The following is an 18,373-nucleotide window of genomic DNA, read 5'->3' as shown; positions in this document are numbered from 1 at the left end:
CCTTGCTGTCGACGATACTTGGGCCCTTCCATCATAGATACAGTGCGGGATCCCGGTCCCCAGCGGCCCAGTCCCCGGCGGAAAGCGCGAAACGTCGGTACACGCCGGGAACGCCCAGGTAGTCCTCCGTGCACCCCGTGCCGGTGGACCTGAAGCCGAGTCCGCGCAATATGCGCAGCGAACCAGCATTCGCTTCCAGTGCCTCGGCCCAGATTTCATCCAGGCCCAACCGGACAAAACCGTGCTCCAGGGCCGCGGCGGCGGCCCTGCGCCCCAGTCCCCTGCACCACAGCCGGCGTTCACCGATCAAGAACCCCAGTTCGCGACGCCGCGGCTCGATGCCGTGCAGGTCCACGTAGCCGACCAGGCCTCCGGAAAACTCGACTCCGAGCCGCACCAGGTCGGCCGGGGGATCGAGCACGATGCCGCGCTGGAATTCCAGGTGGGCCCGCGGCTCCAGGTCCGTCGACCATCCCGCGGCGCGGCAAAACTCCGGGTCCGCTGCCCATTGCGCCATGGTGGCGGCATCGGAAAGCACCAAGCCACGCAGCGATATTCGGTCCTCGCATCCACCCATGGAGCCACTCTACGTCCATGCCCCAACAGCCCCGCACCCATTGGTCTTGCAGTTGTCGCCTGCCGTTAACCTGAATGCGGCCAACTGGTTGATTCGCGCCGATAGCGTCTTTGGTTGTGAGCACGAACAGTGAAGCAAAAACCCTGGTCATCATCCCGGCACGTGGAGGATCGAAAGGGATCAAGCTAAAAAACCTGCGCAGGATCGGCGGCCAAACCTTGTTGGCACGGGCCATTGAATCCGCGTTTGCCACGCCGTCAGTTCTCGACGTCGTGGTCAGCACGGACCACCCGGAGATCAAGGCCGAGGCCCTGGCCCACGGTGCGACAGTCATCGACCGCCCGGCAGATATCGCCGGTGATACCGCAAGCAGCGAATCGGTGTTGTTGCACGCCCTGGGCACCCTGGACGTACTCCCCCAAATCACCGTCTTCATCCAATGCACCTCGCCGGTCATCGACCCGGCGGACCTGCAGGGGGCCATCACCACGGTCGCCAGCGGAGCGGCGGACGTGAGCTTCGCGGTGGTCCCGGACCACGGGTTCCACTGGAGCTGCGACGAGACCGGTGTTGCCCATGCCAGCGGCCACGACGCCGCCCGGCGTCCGCGCCGGCAGGACCGCGAGCCGCGCTTCCGCGAAACCGGGGCGTTCTACGTCATGGACACCGCCGGGTTCCTGGAGGCGGAGCATCGCTTCTTCGGGTCCCTGGCCCTGGCCCGGGTTCCCGAGGAGCACGGCATCGACATCGACACCGAGGCGGACCTGGAGTTGGCCCGCTGGCGGCTGTCAGGCAACACGCCCGCCGCAGGGATCGACGTGGACGCACTGGTCACCGACTTCGACGGCGTCCACACCGAAGACACCGCCTACCTCAGCCAGGACGGCACCGAAGCGGTGCGCGTCTCCCGTTCCGACGGCATGGGCATCTCCCTGCTGAAGAAGGCCGGAATCCACCTGCTGATCCTTTCCACCGAAACCAACCCCGTGGTCACCGCCCGGGCCGCCAAGCTTGGCGTGGACGTCGCCCAATCCGTGACGGACAAGGCCACCGTGCTGAACCAATGGATCGCCGAGCGCGGCCTGGACCCGGCACGCGTCGCCTACCTGGGCAACGACGTGAACGACCTGGACGCCATGAGCCAGGTCGGCTGGCCGCTGACCGTGGCCGACGCCCGCGATTCGGTCCACGCCGCGGCCCGGCACCGGCTTTCCACCAACGGCGGCCACGGCGCGGTCCGCGAGGCGGCCGACCTCATCCTGGCCGGCATCACCACCCCAAGCACCGTGGCGGCCTCCGCCCCGGCATCCGGGCCCCTGGAACCATCCCTGGCCCACTAGGCCCCACAGTTTTCCACCAATCCTCACCGAGACCTTCACCCATTCAATCCCCGAACGGTCCGGCAAACGATGAAAGGCAAGTCCCCCATGACTATCACCACCACCGAAACCGCACCCGTCGCCATCGGCGAGCAGATCCTGGGAACCGGCCAGCAGGTCTACGTCATTGGCGAGATCGGCATCAACCACAACGGCGACATGGAGATCGCCAAGCAGCTCATCGACGTCTCCGCCAAGGCCGGCGCCAACGCCGTGAAGTTCCAGAAGCGCACCCCGGACATCTCCACGCCGATGGACATGCGCGACAAGATCCGCTCCACCCCGTGGGGCGACATGACCTACCTGGACTACCGCTACCGCGTCGAGTTCGATGCCGCCCAGTACAAGGAACTGATCCGCTACGCCGCCGCACAGGGCCTGCACGCCTTCGCCTCCCCGTGGGACGTGCCCTCGGTCGAATTCATGGAAGAGCAGGGCGCCGTGACCCACAAGGTCGCCTCCGCCTCGGTCACCGACCTCGAGCTGCTCAAGGCCCTGGCCGAGACCGGCAAGCCGATCATCCTCTCCACCGGCATGTCCACGATCGAGCAGATCGACAAGGCCGTGGAAACCCTCGGCACCGACAAGCTGGTCATGATGCACGCAACCTCCACCTACCCGCTGCCTCCCGAAGAGGCCAACCTGCGCATGATCACCACGCTGCAGGAGCGCTACCAGGTGCCGGTCGGCTACTCGGGCCACGAGCGCGGCCTGCAGATCTCGCTGGCTGCCGTCGCCCTGGGCGCCGTCACCGTCGAGCGCCACATCACCCTTGACCGCACCATGTGGGGCTCCGACCAGGCCTCCTCGCTGGAGCCGAAGGGCTTCGAGGCACTGATCCGCGACATCCGCATCCTCGAGCAGGCCATGGGCGACGGCGTCAAGAAGGTCTTCCCGGGCGAGCTGGCACCGCTGTCCCGCCTGCGCCGCGTCGACGCCTGATCCTCAGCCTTTCCGCATAGCATCAGGACCGTTGGGGTGTCCGCCTTCCGGCGGGCACCCCAACGGCATTGGGCGGCCAAGCGCCGCCGACCGGCTTTCCCAGACTTAAGGACCATCCCGAGATCCCCATGCCTTCCACCACCGAGATTCCCCCCGCCGTGTCCCGCATCCCCGGGCGCATCAGCGTCATCATCCCCGCGATGAACCAGCAGGATTTCATTGGCGACACCCTGGCGTCCCTGGCCCGTCAACAACTGAAGGGACGGGACCTGGAAGTCCTGGTGGTCGATGACGCCTCCACCGATGCCACCGCGGCGATCGCCGCGGAGTTCGGCGCACGTGTCCCGGGCCTGAAGATCATCACCCACGCGGCCAACCGCGGGGTGTCCGCCGCCCGCAACACCGGGCTGGAAAACGCCAGCGGCGAATTCGTGGTGTTCCTGGATCCCGACGACTGGTTTGCCCCCAGACACCTGGCGCAGCTGGCCGAAGGGCTTGAGGAACTGGACGTGGACTACGTGCGCTGCGACCACGTGCGGGTGACCGGCGGGAACCGGACCCTGTACCGGGCGCCGCAGGCGAACCGAAACGTCGTGTTGGACCCGGCCGAGGACATCTCGCCCATCCACACCGCGACCATGATCGACTACCCGCTGGTCTGGGCGGGCATGTACCGCGCCGAGGTGCTGAGCTCCGCCGCGCCGCGCTTCAACGAGGAGCTGCGCACCTGTGAGGACCGGCCCTGGCTCTGGGAGCTTGCCCTGAAGGCGAAAAGCTACGCGGTGCTCAACGCCCACGGGATCTTCTACCGGCGCGGGCTGCCCGGCTCGCTCACCCAGGTCTTCGACGACCGCCAGCTGGACTTCCTTGACGCCTTCGCCGGGATCCTGGACATGGTGCTGGGCGACCCGGCGCACGAGGCCCACGGGCCCAAGGCGTTGCGCCAGTTCCTCGCCATTTCCTGCCACCACCTGGGCCGCTCTGCCCAGTTCCCTCCCGCCCTGCGCCAGTCCCTGCGCGAGGGCATTGCGCAGCGGCTCGCAGCCATACCCGCGCCGCTGCTGGATGACGGGTTGGCCCAAATCGACGCCAAGCGCCGCAAGACATTGACCGGCCTGCTGGCCTCCGCCGCGGCCAAGGGGAAAAGCAAATGATCCAACTTGTCCAGGCTTCCGCCTACTTCCAGGTCGTCTCGCTGGCAGCGATGGTCGATGCGGGCCTGCTCCCGGACGCCGACCGCCGCGTCCTGGTGCTGGCCAACGGCAGCCAGATGCCCGAAATCACCACCCCGCTGCGGGAGAACCCGGGGTTCGATGCCCTGGCCGCGCGCTTCGACGACGTGGTGGACCTCGGCGAGCTGCTGTGGCCGCGCCGCCCCGGGCAATTCAACCCCCGGAACGAGGAGCTTCCGCTCTTCGAGAAGCTGTTGCGCCACCGCTGGGACCTCGGCGAGGAGCAGGTTTCCCTGGTGCTCGAATCCATCCAGGTGAACCCGGCCCAGGCAATGGCCCGGATCTTCTTCGACGCCCCGATCTCGGTGCACTCGGACGGACTGATGTCCTACGGCCCCACCCGCAACAAGCAGTCGATGCAGATGCTCCAGCGCCTGCGCGAGACCATCCACATCGACCTGGTCCCGGGCCTGGAGCCCATGCTGCTGCTCGAGGCCCCGGTGCAACGCAAGGTCCTGGGCCTCGAGTCGCTGGCCGCCGTCTTTGCCGAACTGGCAGCGGGCCTGGATCCCGCCGAGCTGGATCTGCCCCCCGGCGCCGCCCTGGTGGTGGGCCAGTACCTGGGTTCGCTGGGCATCCTCGACGCGGCCGCGGAACTCGAGCTGCACCACGGCATGCTGCTGGCCGCCCGCGAGGCCGGGGCGTCGGAAGTGGTTTTCAAGCCGCACCCGAGCTCGGGGCCCACGGCCGCGCTGCAGCTGCGGGCCCGCGCCGAATCCCTGGGCCTGAGGTTCCGGATCCTTCAGACCGACCTGCTGGCCGAAACCGTCATCACGCTCATGAAGCCGCTGGTGGTCATCTCCTGCTTCTCCACGGCACTGATGAGCGCCAAGTACATGCTCGGCACCCCCGTCATCGCCGTGGGCACCGGGGAGCTGCTGCAGGAACTGAGCCCCTACCAGAATTCCAACCGCATCCCCGTCTCGATCGTCGATGCCCTGCTCGTCCAGAAGCTCCGAACGCCCGCCGAAGCGGGGCCGAACGACGAGCTCACGCCCCTGTTGCGCGCGGTCGCCTACTGCATGCAATACGAGAACCTGCCCGGGCTGCGCGAGGAGGCTGCGGCGTTCCTGGAGGCGAACTATTCGCGTTTCGGCGCCCACTTCAAGCGCCGCCGGCTGGCCGCACTGGATCTTCCCCCGCACTGGGCGCACCCGCGGCGGCGCCGCCACTGGGGCCGCCGGCTGCAGCGCCGCGCGCTGCGCGTCGGGACCCGCTCGCTGCAGCGCCTGGCACGCACGCTGCAGGAGGGAGCCTCCCGTGCCTCACGTTGAGTACCGGGCGGATTCCGCCGTGGCCCGGCCCCGCTTCGGCCACGCCGAGGTCTGGGTCGAATCCCCGCTGCAGCTGCTCTCCGCCATCGAGGCGCACGGGGCCGGGCTGCTGGGCACTTCCAGCCGCATCCACCCGCGCGGGGGCACCACGACGCTGGATGCCACGCTGTCCACGCTGATCGCCCAAGCCCCGGCGGGCGTGGAGTTCGCGCCCTCCACGCAGGTGCCCCCGGCCCCGGGATCGGCCGGCGCGCGGCGCTGGGTGACCGGGGACGCGTACTCGGGCCGGGTCCAGCGCGCCCTGCTGGGCCACATCGCGGTGCAGGAAATCGTGGTCATCGACGACGGGCTGGCCACGCTCGGGCTGATCCGGGCGCTGGTGGCGAGCGAACCGACGGCGCTGGTGCGCCCGCGCTCCAATCCCAACCCTGCGCGCCGCGCGCTGGGGGTTGCCAGCTGGTACCGGCTGCGCGCCCTGGCGCGGGCCGGCCGGCTGCTGGTCTTCACCGCCCTGCCGGTGGATCCGGAGGTGGCGCGCAGGTTCCGCGACCTGGGCGGACACCTGGAATCGCACCGCTTCGAGTGGCTGAACACCCAGCCGGTGGCCGAGCGGATCGCCGAACCCACCGTGGTGGTCGGCTCCGCGATGGCCGCCGACGGGCTGATCCACCCGGACCCGTACTTCCGCTGGCTGCATTCGCTGACCTTGGACGGGCCGGTCGCCTATTTCCCCCATCGCCGCGAGTCCCCGGAATTCCTCGAGCTGCTGGCCGCGCACCAGAAGATCGCGGTGCGCGAGCACACCATCCCCATCGAGATGCGGCTGCGCGCCCTGCGCCGCGGCCAGGTGGTCCGTGCCCTGCCCTCCACCGCACTGCCCTCGTTGCGGCTGTTGCTGGGCGGATCGGGCGTGCGGATCATCGGCAAGCAGGTTCCCGGAGCCTGGTGGAAGCCCGCCGCCACGGAAGAACTTCGTTCCCACCTATCCTCGTCCCTGGAGCTGCTGCCCACATGAACACACCCGCTTCCAGGCCCAGCATCGTTGCGGTGGCCGACTCGGATTCCTACCTCAAGCTCGCCTGCACCACGCTGGATGCACTGGGGCCGGACTGGGACCGCCGCGTGGTGCTGGTGCGCACCCCCATCGCCCCCACGCCCGAGCAGGTCGCCGCGGCCACGGCGGGCACCTGCTTCCAGGACGTGCATATCCCGGTGCTGCCGCGCGCCGCCCTGGACTACCGCTCGCTGGATGCGCACATCATCTTTGCCGCGGCCACCGGACCGGTGGTCAGCGAGCTCTTCACCAAGCTCCTGCGCTCGAGGGCCACCACGGTGCGTCCCTCCGCACTGATCTCGGCGTTGCCCGGCGTCGCCTACCCGGCAACCACCAAGGGCTGGGCCTACCGGCGCAGCGGAGATGCGTTCATCGTGCATTCCCATGCCGAGGCCCGCGAATTCCTGCAGCTGGCCGAGGCGGAAACCGGACACCGCCCCGACGTGCTGGTCTCCAAGCTGCCGTTCCTGAAGACCGCGGGGTTCCCGCAGCCGGCGCCAATCCCCATCGACACCGTGGTGTTCGCGGCCCAGGCCAAGGTCCCGGTGCAGCGGGCCGAGCGCGAGGAGATCCTGTTGGCCCTGGAACAGGTGGCCAGGCTGAACCCGGCGGTGCGGGTCGTGGCCAAGCTCCGTGCCCGGGCCGGCGAACCCCAGACCCACCTCGAGGCCCACCCCTACGACAGCCTGTGGGAGGAGCTGGTCGCCGCGGGGAAGGTCGGGAACGGGCATGTGGAGTTCGTGACCGGTCCCATGGAGAACTCGCTGGCTCCCGGGTCGGCATTGCTGACGGTCTCTTCCACCGCGGCCCTGGAGGCGGTGGACCGCGGGCTGCCGGTGTTGGTGCTGACCGACTTCGGGCTCAATGATGCGATGCTCAACTCGGTTTTCCGTGGTTCGGGCCTGCTCGGAACCCTAGATGACGCGGCTTCGTTGCACTTTTCTTTCCCGAATCGTGCGTGGTTGCGCGAGAACTACTTCCACCGTCGCGGCCCGGAGTTCGCCTCGGCCCTGGCGCATTACGCGCAGCGCGCCGCGAACCAGACATTGACCACGTCAGATGCGCAATTGGCAATGGTGAAGGAGGTCGCTTTCCGGCAGCGGGTCCGCACCACCTTGCCGCGTCCGGCGCTGGCAGTGCTGTTGCGGATCCGGCGTTGGTGGCTGAGCGAACGGGGTTCCCGGACCTGATCGGGGGCCCGCCCGCACCCTCGCGGCACCCGTTGGGGAATAACCGGCACGGCTTCTCACTTAGCATTGAAAGTGTGCCGGGCGGCGGGTCTTCCCCTGCCTGGAAGTTTTTGATTTTGAGGAGACAAGTTGTCGGAAAATCCGATTCGGGTTGCAATCGTAGGCGTGGGCAACTGCGCCACGTCGTTGGTCCAGGGTGTCCAGTACTACCGTGACGCGGACCCGCAGGCCACCGTTCCCGGACTGATGCACGTCCAGTTCGGCAAGTACCACGTCAACGACGTGCAGTTCGTTGCGGCCTTCGATGTGGATGAGAAGAAGGTCGGACTGGATTTGGCCGACGCCATCCTTGCTTCCGAGAACAACACCATCAAGATCGCCGATGTTGCCACCACGGGCATCACCGTGCAGCGCGGCCACACCCTTGACGGCCTGGGCAAGTACTACCGCGAGACCATCACCGAATCCTCCGCCGATCCGGTGGACATGGTTGCGGCACTGAAGGACGCCAAGGTCGACGTGCTGGTTTGCTACCTGCCTGTCGGTTCCGACGCGGCGGCCAAGTTCTACGCCCAGGCATGCATCGACGCCGGCGTGGGCTTCGTCAACGCCCTGCCGGTGTTCATTGCCGGAACCAAGGATTGGGCCGACAAGTTCACCGCTGCGGGTGTCCCGATCGTGGGCGACGACATCAAGTCCCAGATCGGCGCCACCATCACCCACCGCGTGATGGCCAAGCTGTTCGAGGACCGCGGCGTGGTCCTGGACCGCACCTACCAGCTGAACGTCGGCGGCAACATGGACTTCAAGAACATGCTTGAGCGCGACCGCCTGGAATCCAAGAAGATCTCCAAGACCCAGGCCGTCACCTCCAACACCTCGGCCAAGCTGGAAGCGGACGACGTGCACATCGGCCCGTCCGACTACGTCGCCTGGCTCGATGACCGCAAGTGGGCGTTCGTGCGCCTTGAGGGCCGCAACTTCGGCGACGCCCCGGTGTCCCTGGAGTACAAGCTCGAGGTGTGGGATTCCCCGAACTCCGCCGGCGTCATCATCGATGCCGTGCGCGCCGCCAAGATCGCCCTTGACCGCGGCATCGGCGGACCGATCCTCTCGGCGTCGTCCTACTTCATGAAGTCCCCGCCGGAGCAGTTCAACGACGACATCGCCAAGGAAAAGGTCGAGGCCTTCATCCGCGGCGACATCGAACGCTAAGCACTTCGCGCCCCGCATCCCGGGGGCCACATGCCGAAGCCGCCACCTCTGTGGTGGCTTCGGCATTTAAGCTTGCTCTTGCGGGTTTCAGGGCACCTCGCCGTTGCTGCGCTGCAGGTGCCCTATGACAGGCCCACTGCATTTCCGTTTTCGTCGACATCCATGTGCATGGCGGCCGGGATCTTGGGAAGGCCAGGCATGGTCATGATCGCCCCGGTGATCGCCACGATGAAACCGGCACCGGTCTTGGGGATGAGGTCCCGGACTTGCAGCGTGAACCCCTCGGGGGCCCCCAGGAGCGTGGGGTCGTCGGAGAACGAGTATTGGGTCTTGGCCATGCACACCGGAAGGTTGTCCCAACCGTTGGCATGGATTTGCTCAAGCATCCGCTTGGCCCCGGCCGAGTACTCGACACCGTCTCCTCCGTAGATCTCGCGGACCACGGTCAGGATCTTGTCTTCGACAGGCTGATCCAATTCGTAGAGCGGGGCGAAGTTGCTCGGTGCTTCAATGGCCCGCAGGACCGCGGCGGCCAATTCCTCGGCCCCGGCACCGCCTTGGCCCCAGACATCGGCCACGGCGCATTCGATGCCGTTTGCGGCGGCCCAGTCGGTGACAACCGCGAGTTCGCCGTCGGTGTCGGCGGTGAACTTGTTCAGGCCGATGACCGGTTGGATCCCGAATTTCTTGATGTTCGAGGCATGCCGGGCGAGGTTTGCCATGCCCAGGCGCACGGCCTCGGCGTTTTCCTCCTTGAGACCGTCCCTTGCCACTCCCCCGTGCATCTTCAGTGCCCGGATGGTGGCGACCAAGACGACGGCGTCGGGGTTGCAGCCCGCATAGCGGGCCTTGATGTCCATGAACTTCTCGGCACCGAGGTCCGCGCCGAAGCCGGCCTCGGTCACCACCACGTCGGCCAGCGAGCGGGCGGTGTTGGTGGCTATGGCCGAGTTGCAGCCGTGGGCGATGTTGGCGAACGGGCCTCCGTGGATGAAGGCGGGCGTGCCGGCCATGGTCTGGACAAGGTTGGGTTTGATCGCTTCCTTGAGCAGCATGGCCATGGCGCCGGCGGCGCCCAAGTCATCGACCGTGACCGGGGTCTTGCCGTAGGTGTACCCGATGGTCATGCGGCCGAGCCGGGCGCGCAGGTCCTCGAGGCCGTTGGCCAGACAGAAGACCGCCATGACCTCCGAGGCCACGGTGATCTCGAAACCCGTTTCCCGCGGGACGCCTTCGGTCGGGCCGCCAAGGCCGATGACGATGTTGCGCAACGCGCGGTCGTTCATGTCCAGGACGCGCTTGAACGTGATGCGGCGAGGATCAATGCCCAGTGCATTGCCTTGGTGCAGGTGGTTGTCGATCAGCGCCATCAACAGGTTGTTCGCGCTGGTGATCGCGTGGAAGTCCCCGGTGAAATGCATGTTGATTTCATCCATGGGCAGGACCTGCGAATATCCTCCGCCTGTGGCTCCGCCCTTCATACCGAAGATCGGTCCCAGGGACGGTTCGCGCAGGGCAATCATGGTCTTGGTCCCGGTGGCGGCCAGTGCATCCCCCAGGCCCACCACCATGGTGGACTTCCCTTCACCGGCAGGGGTTGGGGAAATGCCGCTGACCAAGACCACTTTTCCTGGCTTCACGCCGCGTGCCGTCAAGAGTGCCGGGTCAACCTTGGCCTTGTACCGGCCGTAGGCCTCGAGGGCGTCCTCCGGGATACCCGCCGTCGCTGCGATTTCGGAAATGGGCTTGAGCACGGCCCGTGAGGCAATCGCTAGATCACTCATGTCGGTTTCAGGCGTCGCTGTCATCGTGTGTCCCCTATCTGGATTCCCGGTATTCGGGGGATGAGGAAGACCAAGGTTTTTGGTTTTCCTTGATTCCCCTTCAAGCTATCACCGCAATGCTGCAAACGTCCCGAATGCGGGCCGTGGGGGGCTAATCGGAGCGTGCCTCCACACGATATCCGGAGACCGTGTCGGCGAAACCAAGAACAACATGGCTTCCTTCGCCACCCTGGGCGTCAATGGCGCCGGCACTGACGCCTTTGGCCTTCTTCCCGTCCGCTCCGCACGGGAAGAGCAGCGTCCCTCCGGTTCCGTCCCGTGGCTTGGAGTAATTTGCCCCATCGGTGCAGAGGAAGCGTTCCCCCGGGGCGACGATCCGGGTCTCTCCCGTCTGGGTGTCGAGCAGTGTGGGCTTCTTTTCCTTGGCCAGGAGCAGGCTCGCCCCGCCGTCGTCCGGGGCATGGGCAACATCGACGTCGGTGACCACCACATAGCTTTTGGTCTTCCAGATGACTTTCCCGGTGCTCGGGTCGTAGCCCTCAAGGTGCAGTTTTCCGTTCTCCAGCCTGCTCGTGGTCTTTTTGGACTCCTTCAATATGCCCGAATCGAATACGCACCTGACGGGAAAGGATTTTCCGCCATCAAGCACCGTGTGTGTTGTGCCCATGGGAGGCAGACAGAAGGTAGTGGCGCCCTTGGCCTTCCACAAGGTCTTGCCGCTCTTGGCGTCGAGGCCGATCATCATTTCCTGCCTGAAGTCCGACTCCCGGGCAACAACGTTGCCCTTTTTGTCCTTGGTTTCCTTGTAATTGCGACCGATCCAGCCTGCGAAGACCCCGAGCTTTTCCGAATAGTCCATAGTCCACCCCTGGCCAGGTGTGTGGGCCGGTCCCATCACCTTGGCCAACGACAGGCCCCACAGTTTTTTGTCTCCGTTGAGCCGCATGAGGTTGCTCTTGTTCCCGCTGTAGTGGACGTAGAGTTCCCCTCCGGAGATCGGGAAGATGGAATCCCCCAGCTTGTGCTGGGGCGTCAACGTCCGCTGGATTCCGCGGTCGAGGTCCACACGCATCCGCTGCTCGTCATCGATCTCCGGCTTGAGGGAGAGATAGCACATGTCTTTGCCGTCCGGACAGGCCTCCGGCCTGGACCTGACCAGCTGTGCGGGGCCCTGGTAGAGCACCTTTCCGGAAACGACATCCACGGCAACCGGCTTGGTCCAGACATCGCCGCCCCAGCCATCGCGTGGTTTCGACTTTTGCAGGAACAATGCCACGTTCCTGCCCTTTTCGGTCTTGCTGAGTTCCACTCCCATGTTCACGCCACTGGGCACCCACCCCGGATCCACCGGCACCCTCCAGAGTTTCTTCCCGGTGGCACCCTTCAACCCGGTCAGTTCGAGCCCCTTCGTGCCTTCAGAGAGCACTACCGCTACCCCCTTGACCACCCGAGGGCGGTCCAGCACCTTCATCTTCACGCTCCACGAGGGCTTGACCATCATGATCCGGCGTTCGGCCTGTTCGACCGCAGCATCCTGCCCAGGAGCCGGCGGTGCAGCAACGCCGGATTCGGCGGCTCCCGCATCCACGGCGTCCGGTCCCTGGGTGCAGGAACCGAGCGCCAATCCAACACAACACAACCCGATTGCCACGGCATATGTCCGTTTTCCCGTCATCATGGACCCATCCTAGAAATTCCATTGGCCCCGTCGTACAGGTTTTCCGAATCTGTGGATAACTATTTTTTCGACCGTGCCGGCAGCCATCCGACGGTGGACTTGCGGCGATTCCGTTCCGCAACGGTGCGATGGGAGAATGAACAACATGCCCACAACACCGCCATTTGCCTTGCTTCTCGATGTCGACGGCCCGATCGCCTCGCCAGTGACCCGCGACGTCGCCCCGGAAATCATTGCGCTGCTCCTGGATCTTGCAGTCTCCGGAATTCCCGTGGTCTTCAACACGGGGCGATCAGATGATTTCATCAAGCAGCAGGTGATGGAGCCCATGATCGCGGCGGGAATGCCCTCGACGTTGAAGATCCACGCGATATGCGAGAAGGGTGCCACATGGTTCACCTTCGACTCGACAGGCGCGGACGAGGTTCATGTTGACCACGAACTGGCGGTTCCGGGGTATTACTCGGAAGAGATTCGCGAGCTGGTGGCTTCATCCTTCAGCTCGCACATGTTTTTTGACGAGACCAAGCGCGCCATGGTCTCCGTCGAGCAGCACATCCACGCCGACAACACCGACTACCGACGCGTCCAGGCTGATTTTGACGCGGCCGCCATCAAAGCGATGACTCGTCTGGGGCTTGGTGTTGAGCGCCTCGAGCTCCGCCTGCCGGGCGCCAACAGCGGGATCGAATACCGAGTGGATCCAACCATCATTTCCACGGACATCGAATCGGTGGCACTGGGCAAGGATCTCGGTGCCAGGCGCACCGTGGAACTCTTGGCCTCCGACGGGATTGTGCCCACAGCGTGGTTCACCGTCGGCGATTCGCGCACGGACTACGCCATGGCCGATTGGCTGGCCGCGCACGGGCATGAGGTCAGCCACGTGGATGTACGCCCGGGCGACGGAATTCCGTCAGGAAAACCGTACCCTGTGCTCACGGCCGGAGACCTTGGCCTGGGCAACGAGGTCATCCACGACCATGCGGGGCTGGCGTTTCTGCGCCACTGGCGCGCGCAGCTGGACCCGGGCACGGACATAGACTCGGCAGAGCCAAGCGAAACGTTCGTTTAAGAGGCAAAGCCCGCCGGTGAAGCCGGCGGGCTTTGCACTGTGGGTTTCAGTTGTTTCCATGGGTCTTGCTCCTGTTCGGTGAATGAGTCGAATTCCGGATCGGCTGTGGATGCCCGATCCTAATCCACTCACCGCACGCGGAAGACCATGTCCATCGGAAGGTGGTTACGTAGTTCACGATCCCGGTTGTCCGGGTTGAACTGCGTCTGAAGCCAAGCCTTGTTCTTTGGCTTTCGGTTTTTTGCAGCCACGGTGGTTACCTCCCCTCAACCTTGTTGGAGGTGCGGAAGGCGGCTTGTTCGGCCGGCCGAGTGGTGCGGGCGTGCAACGCTTCCGGTCCGGCGAATATGAGTTCGGCGGAGCGAGCAGCCTGGGTGGTGATCGAAGAGATCTGGGTAGACATGACGAAAGTTCCTCAAGGATTTGGTCGATTAATGACTCATCAGCCTCGGGAACTTTGAAAAGCTAGGGAAGTACTAGCAGGGCGCCGTTCCGGAGGCGGGGGAAGTTGCTCGGGCGGTAGAGCCGCCGAAGCCATGACGGGGCACATAGAAGCCGCCGAAATTCATTGAATTAATCATCATTCCCACCTCCTTTTCTGGAAGAACATGCCAGAAAATCCTGGCGCCAATATTGTCTATTCGATCTCGATGTCTCATTGAGACTTCTCAATCACAGGTTCCACGATACACAACAATGCGCCATTACGCCACATCAATTTGGGAAAACTTTAAAGAAAGGACCCCGTTTCGGCGTGTTGCTGACGACACGCCGGAACAAGGCCCCGAAATCCTGCTCGGACTACTGCTCGGTTGACTCCGGCTGCTGCGCCCACCACTCGCGAAGCACGGTTACCGCTTCGTCCCGGTCGATCGGGCCGTTGTCCAGGCGGCGTTCCAGCAGGAAGTTGTAGGCGCGTCCCACCACCGGGCCGGGCTTGATTTCCAGCAGCTCCATGATCTGCTGCCCGTTGAGGTCCGGGCGCACGGCCGCCATTTCCTCCTGCTCGCTGATCTCGACGATGCGGGCCTCGAGATCGTCGTAGGCGAAGCTGAGCCGGTCGGCCTTCTTGCGGTTGCGGGTGGTGACATCGGAACGGGTCAACCGGTGCAGGCGCTCCAGCAAGTCCCCGGCGTCGTGGACGTAGCGGCGCACCGCCGAATCGCTCCATCCGGCATCGCCGTATCCGTAGAAGCGCATGTGCAGCTCGACCAACCGGGCGACGGCCTTGATGGAGTCGTTGTCGAAGCGCAGGGCGCGCATGCGCGCCTTGACCTGCTTGGCGCCGACCACGTCGTGGTGGCGGAAGCTGACAGCCCCGTTGGGCTCGAACTTGCGGGTGGCCGGCTTGCCGATGTCATGCATGAGGGCCGCGAAGCGCAGCACGAAGTCGGGTCCGGGAACCGGTCCGTCGGCATCGCTTTCCAGTTCCATGGCCTGTTCGAGCACCGTCAGGGAGTGCTGGTAGACGTCCTTGTGGCGGTGGTGCTCGTCGATCTCAAGGCGCAGGGCGGAGACCTCCGGGAGCACGATGTCGGCCAGGCCGGTGTCCACCAGCAGGTCGATGCCCGCGCGCGGGTTGGCGCCGTTGATGAGCTTGACCAGTTCATCCCTGACCCGCTCGGCCGAGATGATCTTGATGCGTTCGGCCATTTCCGCCATGGCAGCCCGGACGTCGGCGGCCACGTCGATTCCCAGCTGGGAGGCGAAACGTGCCGCACGCATCATGCGCAGCGGGTCGTCGGAGAAGGACATCGAGGGTGCCCCGGGCGTGCGCACCTCGCCGGCGGCCAGGTCGACGGCCCCGTTGTAGGGGTCCACCAGTTCCAGGTTCGGCAGGCGCAGGGCCATGGCGTTCATGGTGAAGTCGCGGCGGTACAAGTCGTCTTCGAGCTTGTCCCCGAAGGCGACGATGGGCTTGCGCGAGGACGGGTCGTACGCATCGGCCCGGTAGGTCGTCACCTCGATGGTGTGCTGGTCCTTGCGCAAGGCGATGGTGCCGAAGGCGCGTCCCACTTCCCAGGTGGCATCCGCCCACCCGGCCACCACGGCCAGGGTTTCGTCAGGAGAGGCGCTGGTGGTGAAGTCCAGGTCCGGGGACACCCTGCCGAGAAAGAGGTCCCGCACCGGGCCTCCCACCAGGGAGAGTTCAAAACCGGAGTCGACGAATCGCTGTCCCAGTTCAAAGATGACGGGGGGCAATAGTTCGGTGAGAACCTGGGGGGACGGTAGTTGCTGCATAGTTCTTTAAGGGTGCCAGACTTTCTGGATAGTGCCATGATCCCGGCCACTTCAATTCGGCGTTAGCTTCCACACGCCGCCGACATCACCGCCCCGTAACGAAGACACGAATAACACGCGGAGGCCGGGCGGGGCAAGCCACGAAGCGCCGCGGAACCGATAGAGTGGTTGCCATGGCCCATCCAGTTCCCAGCGCCCCGAAGCGCACGCCGTTGACTGCGTCAATGGCGCATGCGCAGGCACAGGTGAGCCCCGGGCACCACCCGCTCCCCACCGTGGAGGAAGTTTCGGCCGGCGGCGTTGTCATCGATACGTCACTTCCCAGCCTGCCGGTGGCCATCATTGCCCGGTACAACCGCGGCGGTCGGCTCGAATGGTGCCTGCCCAAGGGACACCCCGAAGGCGTGGAAACCAACGAGGAAGCCGCCGTGCGCGAGATCGAGGAAGAAACCGGAATCGCCGGTGACATCCTGGCACCGCTGGGCTCGGTCGACTACTGGTTCACCGTCACCAACTACCGCGTCCACAAGACCGTGCACCATTTCCTGTTGCGTGCCACGGGCGGCGAACTGACCATTGAAAACGACCCCGACCACGAGGCCGTGGACGTGGCCTGGGTTCCCCTGCTGGATCTCGGCAAACGCCTGTCCTTCCCCAATGAGCGGCGCATCGCCGATCTTGCGCGTGAAGTACTCCCCAACTATGTCCCAGGTATCTAAGCACCCCGCGCGCCCCGGCACGCCACCCAAGATCCCGCAAGCACCGGCCGGAAACCAGGCCCAACGCCAATCCAAGGCCTATGCCCTGATGGCCTCTGGCACCTTGGTTTCCCGCATTCTCGGATTCATCCGCACCGCGCTGCTGGCCGTTGCCATCGGCTCGAGCACCACGATGGCCGACATCTTCGAGAAGGCGAACGTCATCCCGACGATCATCTTCATGCTGCTGGCCGGCGGCATCTTCAACGTGGTGCTGGTCCCCCAGCTCATCAAGGCTTCGAAGGCCTCCGACCGCGGATCGGCGTACACCTCCAAGCTGGTGACCCTCACCATCGTGGTGATGGGCCTGGCCACGGTGCTGCTCGTTTCCATGGCCGGGCCGCTGATCAAGGTCCTGACCCTCAACTGGACCGAACCCATGATTGCCATGGGAACCACGTTCGCATACTGGTGCCTGCCGCAGATCTTCTTCTACGGTGTCTACGCGGTCATCGGCCAGGTGCTCAACGCCCACAACCGCTTCACCGCCTACATGTGGTCCCCGGTGGCCAACAACCTGGTGCAGATCCTCACCATCGGCACGTTCATTGTCCTTTTTGGCGCCTACGGCGGCGGGAATGACCAGCTGGACAGCTGGACGACCTCCCGGACGGCCCTGCTGGCCGGTGGAGCCACCCTGGGCATCGTCGTCCAGGCCCTGGCCCTGTTCATGCCGTTGCGCCGCATCGGGCTGAACCTGCGCCCGGACTTTTCCTGGCGCGGCATGGGCCTGCGCCATGTGGGCAAGCTTGCCGCCTGGACCCTGGGCTCGATGATGGTCGGCAACATCGCCTCGCTGGTGAACTCCAAGTTCGTCTCGGCCGCCACCAATGCCCGTGAGGGCATGCCCTTCGGCGGCGCCGACATTCCCGGCGAGTACGCGCTGAACACCTCCCAGCTGATCACCGTGCTGCCGCACTCGATCTTTGCCCTCACCCTGGCCACGATGCTCTTCAACGAGTTCACCAAGGCCTTCCACGAGAAGCGCCGCGGGGACATCGCACCGTTGCTCTCCCGCGGTTTGCGCACCACCGCCGTGCCGATCGTCTTCGCCACGGTGGCCTTCATCGTGCTGGCCGGGCCGCTGGGCCGGCTATTTGCCGGAAGTTCCTCCACCGCGATGCTGCAGGGCGCCGCCATCGGCCAGCTGCTGCTGCTCACCACGCTGGGGCTGCCGTTCAAGTCGATCCACTTCTTCATGATCCGGGTCTTCTTCGCCGAGGAGGACACCAAGACGCCCATGTTGATCCAGACGGTCATCGCCGTGCTGTGCGTCGTGCTGGTCTTCGGTGCGGTGCAGGTCCTGCCCGCGACGGAGATCGCCCGGGCCGTGGCCCTGATCTACGGTGGCACCAACGTGCTCTCCGCGGTGATTGCGCACGTCCTGGTCGTCCGCCGCTACGGCGACTACGGAGTCGCCCAGGTGATCGACAGCTACGTGAGGATCGGTGTGATGGCCGCCCTKTCGGGCATGGCGGGCGCCGGGGTGCTGTGGCTGCTGGGAGGCTACAGCTGGGGATTCGCATGGAGTTCCATTGGTTCGGCCATCATCTCGATTGCCGTCGTCGGTTCCGTCATGGCCGTGGTCTACATCGTCTTGCTGCGGCTGATCCGCTCCGAGGAGCTGGATAATTTCCTCGGCCCGCTCGCCCGCCGGATCCCTGTGCTGCGGCGCTAGGGCGTGTCTCCTAATCGCTGACGGTTCGGTTTRGCAGGATTAACGGGTGAATTCCCGTTACACCGTCCTCACCGATCCCCAGTGGGAGCTGATTGCCCCGTTCATGCCCGATTCCACGGGCAGGGCGGGGCGCCCGTTCAAGGAGCACCGGCTCGTGGTCGAGGGCATCATCTACCGCTACCGCGCCGGCATCCCGTGGCGCGACCTGCCCGAGCACTTCGGGTCCTGGAAGACCGTGTGGAAGCGCCACCGCCGCTACGCCGCCGACGGCACCTGGGACTCGGTGCTGGCGACGA

Annotated in this window: 16 protein-coding genes; 11 read left to right on the top strand and 5 right to left on the bottom strand. The window is 65.3% G+C overall.

The genetic code is table 11. The features are described from left to right. Positions 1-31: 31 nt before the first annotated feature. On the bottom strand, positions 32-577 hold the full coding sequence (locus tag BLJ79_RS05115; protein WP_083411018.1) for a GNAT family N-acetyltransferase: 546 nt from the start codon (positions 575-577) through the stop codon (positions 32-34). 116 nt (positions 578-693) lie between these two features. Between BLJ79_RS05115 and BLJ79_RS05110 the strand changes: the two genes are divergently transcribed. The 7 genes from BLJ79_RS05110 (at position 694) to BLJ79_RS05080 (ending at position 8,863) form a co-directional block, all read left to right on the top strand. Further along, positions 694-1,917, top strand: coding sequence for an acylneuraminate cytidylyltransferase (locus tag BLJ79_RS05110; RefSeq protein ID WP_286135268.1), 1,224 nt, complete (start codon positions 694-696; stop codon positions 1,915-1,917). Between the two features lie 87 nt (positions 1,918-2,004). After that, positions 2,005-2,898 (top strand): N-acetylneuraminate synthase family protein, encoded by an 894-nt coding sequence (locus tag BLJ79_RS05105; protein WP_071213628.1) that lies wholly within the window; start codon positions 2,005-2,007, stop codon positions 2,896-2,898. 128 nt (positions 2,899-3,026) lie between these two features. Next, positions 3,027-4,052 carry a glycosyltransferase family 2 protein gene (locus BLJ79_RS05100; protein ID WP_083411017.1) on the top strand — a complete coding sequence of 342 codons (1,026 nt, stop codon included), beginning with the start codon at positions 3,027-3,029 and terminating at the stop codon, positions 4,050-4,052. Beyond that, positions 4,049-5,404, top strand: coding sequence for a polysialyltransferase family glycosyltransferase (locus tag BLJ79_RS05095; protein ID WP_071213627.1), 1,356 nt, complete (start codon positions 4,049-4,051; stop codon positions 5,402-5,404). Before BLJ79_RS05100 ends, BLJ79_RS05095 begins: the two co-directional genes overlap by 4 nt. Continuing rightward, complete coding sequence (locus BLJ79_RS05090) at positions 5,391-6,419, top strand: hypothetical protein (RefSeq protein WP_071213626.1); 1,029 nt, start codon at positions 5,391-5,393, stop codon at positions 6,417-6,419. Before BLJ79_RS05095 ends, BLJ79_RS05090 begins: the two co-directional genes overlap by 14 nt. Continuing rightward, the gene (locus BLJ79_RS05085; protein ID WP_071213625.1) at positions 6,416-7,648 is read left to right on the top strand and encodes a DUF6716 putative glycosyltransferase; all 1,233 of its coding nucleotides are present in this window, start codon (positions 6,416-6,418) and stop codon (positions 7,646-7,648) included. The genes BLJ79_RS05090 and BLJ79_RS05085 overlap by 4 nt, the downstream gene beginning before the upstream one ends. A 129-nt stretch (positions 7,649-7,777) precedes the next feature. After that, positions 7,778-8,863 carry an inositol-3-phosphate synthase gene (locus BLJ79_RS05080; protein WP_071213624.1) on the top strand — a complete coding sequence of 362 codons (1,086 nt, stop codon included), beginning with the start codon at positions 7,778-7,780 and terminating at the stop codon, positions 8,861-8,863. A gap of 122 nt (positions 8,864-8,985) precedes the next feature. Here the strand turns inward: BLJ79_RS05080 and BLJ79_RS05075 are convergent, their stop codons facing one another. Both BLJ79_RS05075 and BLJ79_RS05070 read right to left on the bottom strand, forming a co-directional pair. After that, a complete protein-coding gene (locus tag BLJ79_RS05075) occupies positions 8,986-10,671 on the bottom strand; it encodes a formate--tetrahydrofolate ligase (protein ID WP_071213623.1) in 1,686 nt (561 codons plus the stop codon). A gap of 127 nt (positions 10,672-10,798) precedes the next feature. Next, positions 10,799-12,325 (bottom strand): hypothetical protein, encoded by a 1,527-nt coding sequence (locus BLJ79_RS05070; RefSeq protein WP_139194734.1) that lies wholly within the window; start codon positions 12,323-12,325, stop codon positions 10,799-10,801. A 145-nt stretch (positions 12,326-12,470) separates the two neighbouring features. On the opposite strand from BLJ79_RS05070, the gene BLJ79_RS05065 reads away from it, so the two are divergent. Next, a complete protein-coding gene (locus BLJ79_RS05065) occupies positions 12,471-13,400 on the top strand; it encodes a Cof-type HAD-IIB family hydrolase (RefSeq protein ID WP_286135267.1) in 930 nt (309 codons plus the stop codon). 256 nt (positions 13,401-13,656) lie between these two features. Here the strand turns inward: BLJ79_RS05065 and BLJ79_RS23285 are convergent, their stop codons facing one another. Continuing rightward, entirely contained in the window at positions 13,657-13,803 is a 147-nt protein-coding gene (locus tag BLJ79_RS23285; protein ID WP_175475394.1) for a hypothetical protein, read from the bottom strand. 398 nt (positions 13,804-14,201) lie between these two features. After that, entirely contained in the window at positions 14,202-15,641 is a 1,440-nt protein-coding gene (locus tag BLJ79_RS05060; protein WP_071213620.1) for a CCA tRNA nucleotidyltransferase, read from the bottom strand. Between the two features lie 173 nt (positions 15,642-15,814). On the opposite strand from BLJ79_RS05060, the gene BLJ79_RS05055 reads away from it, so the two are divergent. The 3 genes from BLJ79_RS05055 to BLJ79_RS05045 form a co-directional block, all read left to right on the top strand. Beyond that, positions 15,815-16,360, top strand: coding sequence for an NUDIX hydrolase (locus BLJ79_RS05055; RefSeq protein ID WP_175475393.1), 546 nt, complete (start codon positions 15,815-15,817; stop codon positions 16,358-16,360). Then, positions 16,344-18,077: a murein biosynthesis integral membrane protein MurJ gene (gene murJ, locus BLJ79_RS05050; protein WP_286135266.1), complete on the top strand. Its 1,734-nt coding sequence runs from the start codon at positions 16,344-16,346 to the stop codon at positions 18,075-18,077. The genes BLJ79_RS05055 and murJ overlap by 17 nt, the downstream gene beginning before the upstream one ends. Positions 18,078-18,180: 103 nt before the next feature. Continuing rightward, a partial coding sequence (locus BLJ79_RS05045; protein WP_286135279.1) for a transposase occupies positions 18,181-18,373 on the top strand: 193 nt, incomplete at its 3' end.

The sequence above is a fragment of the Arthrobacter sp. UCD-GKA genome, from assembly GCF_001863355.1.
Taxonomy (GTDB): Bacteria; Actinomycetota; Actinomycetes; order Actinomycetales; family Micrococcaceae; genus Paeniglutamicibacter.
This window is presented reverse-complemented; position numbering and strand designations above follow the sequence as displayed.

What these genes read in the sequence shown, in the direction of transcription:
- BLJ79_RS05115 (WP_083411018.1), bottom strand. Translation starts at nt 577, where the DNA reads ATGGGTGGATGCGAGGACCGAATATCGCTGCGTGGCTTGGTGCTTTCC.
- BLJ79_RS05105 (WP_071213628.1), top strand. Translation starts at nt 2,005, where the DNA reads ATGACTATCACCACCACCGAAACCGCACCCGTCGCCATCGGCGAGCAG.
- BLJ79_RS05100 (WP_083411017.1), top strand. Translation starts at nt 3,027, where the DNA reads ATGCCTTCCACCACCGAGATTCCCCCCGCCGTGTCCCGCATCCCCGGG.
- BLJ79_RS05095 (WP_071213627.1), top strand. Translation starts at nt 4,049, where the DNA reads ATGATCCAACTTGTCCAGGCTTCCGCCTACTTCCAGGTCGTCTCGCTG.
- BLJ79_RS05085 (WP_071213625.1), top strand. Translation starts at nt 6,416, where the DNA reads ATGAACACACCCGCTTCCAGGCCCAGCATCGTTGCGGTGGCCGACTCG.
- BLJ79_RS05075 (WP_071213623.1), bottom strand. Translation starts at nt 10,671, where the DNA reads ATGACAGCGACGCCTGAAACCGACATGAGTGATCTAGCGATTGCCTCA.
- BLJ79_RS05070 (WP_139194734.1), bottom strand. Translation starts at nt 12,325, where the DNA reads ATGATGACGGGAAAACGGACATATGCCGTGGCAATCGGGTTGTGTTGT.
- BLJ79_RS05065 (WP_286135267.1), top strand. Translation starts at nt 12,471, where the DNA reads ATGCCCACAACACCGCCATTTGCCTTGCTTCTCGATGTCGACGGCCCG.
- BLJ79_RS23285 (WP_175475394.1), bottom strand. Translation starts at nt 13,803, where the DNA reads ATGTCTACCCAGATCTCTTCGATCACCACCCAGGCTGCTCGCTCCGCC.
- BLJ79_RS05060 (WP_071213620.1), bottom strand. Translation starts at nt 15,641, where the DNA reads ATGCAGCAACTACCGTCCCCCCAGGTTCTCACCGAACTATTGCCCCCC.
- BLJ79_RS05055 (WP_175475393.1), top strand. Translation starts at nt 15,815, where the DNA reads ATGGCCCATCCAGTTCCCAGCGCCCCGAAGCGCACGCCGTTGACTGCG.